Origin of the sequence: Streptomyces kebangsaanensis (genome assembly GCF_001906585.1) — a bacterium.
GTDB lineage: Bacteria > Actinomycetota > Actinomycetes > Streptomycetales > Streptomycetaceae > Streptomyces > Streptomyces kebangsaanensis.
In genome coordinates this window covers 16,568-19,835 of sequence record NZ_JUJA01000013.1, presented here as the reverse complement: position 1 = coordinate 19,835, position 3,268 = coordinate 16,568, and the positions used below count along the sequence as shown (strand labels likewise).

General features: G+C 67.6%; 4 protein-coding genes. 1 reads left to right on the top strand and 3 read right to left on the bottom strand.

Translation table 11 applies throughout. The annotated features are described in order from the left end of the window. A partial coding sequence (locus tag RH94_RS01230; RefSeq protein WP_073945822.1) for a GNAT family N-acetyltransferase occupies positions 1-757 on the bottom strand: 757 nt, incomplete at its 3' end. A gap of 337 nt (positions 758-1,094) precedes the next feature. Next, a complete protein-coding gene (locus tag RH94_RS01225) occupies positions 1,095-2,480 on the bottom strand; it encodes a serine hydrolase domain-containing protein (RefSeq protein ID WP_073945821.1) in 1,386 nt (461 codons plus the stop codon). Positions 2,481-2,624: 144 nt separating this feature from the next. Between RH94_RS01225 and RH94_RS46040 the strand changes: the two genes are divergently transcribed. After that, positions 2,625-2,750 (top strand): hypothetical protein, encoded by a 126-nt coding sequence (locus RH94_RS46040; protein ID WP_267893328.1) that lies wholly within the window; start codon positions 2,625-2,627, stop codon positions 2,748-2,750. A gap of 59 nt (positions 2,751-2,809) precedes the next feature. Here the strand turns inward: RH94_RS46040 and RH94_RS01220 are convergent. Next, positions 2,810-3,268, bottom strand: a 459-nt coding sequence (locus tag RH94_RS01220) for a DUF4839 domain-containing protein (protein WP_143203934.1), incomplete at its 5' end; no start/stop codon positions are given.

Here is a 3,268-nt window from a genome sequence, read left to right as displayed (position 1 = left end):
GCCCATGGACCTGTCGGATCGACTCGGCCTTCATCCATCGGCCGAGGCCGTGTCCACGGTGCTCGGGCAGCACGCCGGTGCCGTAGTGCTGGCCGTCACCTGTGCCGTCGCCGGGGACGACGAGTTCGGTGAACCCGGCGATCGAGCCGTTGGAGGCGTCGACGGCGACGACGGTGTGCAACTGGTCGCCGCGCTGTTCGACGGCCTTCGCCGCGGCCCGGACGCGGTCCACGTCCCAGGTCACGGTGCCGTGGTCGCTGTCGTCCATGGGCATGTCGTCCATGGCGTGACGTGAGGCGGCGAACGTCTGGGCGAGGCCGTCGGGGACGGTTCCCCGCCATGACACCAGCCGGTAGCCGGGATGCGGACGTTCGATGATCTCGGCGAGGGCGGTGGTGTCCACATCGGCCAGTGGCAAGCGGGAGAACCTCAGGGTGAGGACCTTGCGGAAACCGCGAGCCGTCAGGAAGCGGTCGCCGGGCGATCCGGCCTCGGCCTGCGCGACAACGCGGCGTCGGGCGTTGTCCCGGGCGGCGGCCACGGCGGCGTCGAGCAGCCGGGAACCGACGCACCTGCGTCGCTCCGCGGGATGGACCCGGAGGGTCAGTTCGGCCAGGTGCTCCTGCCCCGGATCGGTGAACAGCCGCAGAAAGGCCGTCCCGACAGGGATGGAATCGGCGTCGGACGCCAGCCATGCAAGACGCCGGCTGTGCGGCCCGTGAGCGGGGTCGGTCAGTGGGGTGATGCGAAGCGACAAGGTGTCTCCGTCGTGAGGAGGCGGCAAAGGTCAGTACGCGGGCTCAACTGCCGGGCACTCCTGCGCATGTGCTCCACACCTCCTCGTCGACGGCACCGGTCCGGAACAACACGGACGGCCGGGAGAATCCAGCCGGTCCATCGGTTCCCCGGCAAAGGGCTGGCGAAAGACCGGTGCGAGCGTGTGGTCACAGCCACTCATCGAGGGCCGCGGCCGGCGTGGTCGCCTCATAGCGGGCCGTCGGTTTGTCGTATCTCCCGGCCACGGCCCGGTGACGTTCAACTGATCGTTTCAGAATGAAGTTCCAACAGGTTCATTGCGGGGGCAAGCGCATCACCTACGCGACGTCGGGCCGTGTCATCAGCGGCGACCGCAAGTGCAACGCCAGACTTGGGCTGGTCAGGGGCACGATGTTCCACGTCGCCATCGCGGTCCCCGCGTCGGCGTCGACCGACAGCCGGACCCGGTGCGGTGTGGTGATGACGTAAAGCTCGGCGACGAACGTGTTGCCCTGCCAGGCGCCGGCCGCGACGACAGGGCGGCCGAGCGGCGAACTCTCCCGCCACTCGCCGTGGCCGACCCCGACGTTGAGGTACGGCCCGAGTCGAAGGAGCCATCCATCGTCCACGGGATCGACGATCACCGTGGTTCCGTCGGGCAGAGCCGAACCCTCGGCGGAGGCGGAGGCGTCGAGTCTCGCCTTGACGGAACGCTCCGGGGCGGCCGAACCCAGCACCGGTGCCAATGACAACCGCCGCAGCCGATCGGCGAGGATCTCGTCGTCCGGGGTGCTTCCCGCATCCTCCGTGCCGGGCAGCAGGCACTCCCACATTGCGTCAAGCACTGCCTGTGCCTGCGTATGGCCTCCGGTCACGGCGACCACGAGATCGTGCGAGGGGACGACCACGCATTGCTGGCCGAACGAGCCATCGCCGTGGTAGCCGTGACGCGACATCCAGAACTGGTAACCGTAACCGCGAAGGTAGTCGACGTCCCCCGATCCGTCCTCGAGTTGCAGGGTTTCGGTGTGCCGTCTGGTCGCAAGCTCCACCCATGCGCACGGGACGAGCCGCCGGTTGTCCCACATGCCTCCGCGCAGGAGCAACTCACCGAAGGCGGCGACAGCCTCGGTCGTGAGGTGCAGTCCGTGGAATCCGAAGGCGGCACCGCTCGCCACACGGTCCCATTCGGCGTGGTCGACGCCCATCGGCTTGAAGAGGCGCTCGTCGAGCAGTTGCGGGAGGCTGCGGCCCGTGACCCGTTCCACCATCCGGGCCAGGATGAAGGTGGTGGGATTGTCGTAGGCGTGCCGTGTTCCCTCGGCATCGGGAAACGGTACGCGCAGGAAGCCCTTCACCAGGTCGCCCGGTTCCAGTTGCCAGGCCTCGGCAAGGCTGTCCTTGCGGTGTCCGGCCGTCATGGACAGCAGGTGGTGAACGGTGAGGCGGCGTCCCTGCTCCGAGATGTCGTCCGGAACGTGGTCGGGCAGCACGTCCACCACCCGATCGTCCAGTGAGAGCAGTCCGTCGGCGATCGCGAGCCCCACGGCGACCGAGGTGAACGACTTGGTCAGCGAGTAGAGAAGGTGCGGGCGTCCGGCCGAGTACGGCGCCCACCAGCCTTCGGCGACGACGTGACCGTGGCGTACGACCATGAGGGAGTGACATTCGACGGATCGTGCTTCGAGCCGATCCAGCAGCGCGGTGATCGAACGGGACGACATCCCCGAGGCGGCCGGTGTCGAGCGTGGCAGCAGGGTGCGCTGAGAAGCCATCCGGGTACCGTATACGGCCGCCGTTTCGGGCTCTAGCGATTAAACTGACCGTTTCGAACTTGAGTTGAGCCCGCGATCCTGCGGCTGGCGATCTTGGTCGGCAGGCTGCGGGACTGGACCGAGGCCGGCGTGTGGCCCCGCCTGCACGTCACCCTCAGCCCCAGCCGGATCGGCGACATCGCCCGTGCCGCCCTCGTCCTCAACGGAATCTGGAAATGATCACCGCTGAGACCATGGCCGGGCACACCGGTCCGCGATGACGCGGCTGCCCATCTTGACTACCGGACTTCCGTCGAGACCGGGTGGAGGAAGAAGAGGCACTGGACCGCGTTGAATTCGCGCACCTCGGCGACGAAGCGGAACTTGTCGCCTACGCCGACGGTGGCGGGGATCTTCTTACCGGTCAGCTTCAGGCCAAAGATGTTGACGTCCTCGTACTTGAAGGTCGGGCCGACCGTCGTCCGCGGTCCCTTGTCACCTCGGCCCAGAAGGAAGTCGTAGCGGGTTTTGTGATCACCGTGGGGCGCCATGTGCGCGATCGAACCGTTGAACGCGACCGTCTGACCCTCATACCCGGCCGCGAAGTCCAGGTTCGCTTCGTCGCACGTGTCCACCGTCTTCAGCAGCGCCGCGAACTCCGGGTTGTTCTCAGGCGTGATCACCTCAGCGGCAGCCGACTCGGCCGCGGTCGGAGTCGGCGTAGCGGAAGGCTTCTCGCTCGCAGCGGCCATCGGCTT

What these genes read in the sequence shown, in the direction of transcription:
- RH94_RS01225 (WP_073945821.1), bottom strand. Translation starts at nt 2,480, where the DNA reads ATGTCGTCCCGTTCGATCACCGCGCTGCTGGATCGGCTCGAAGCACGA.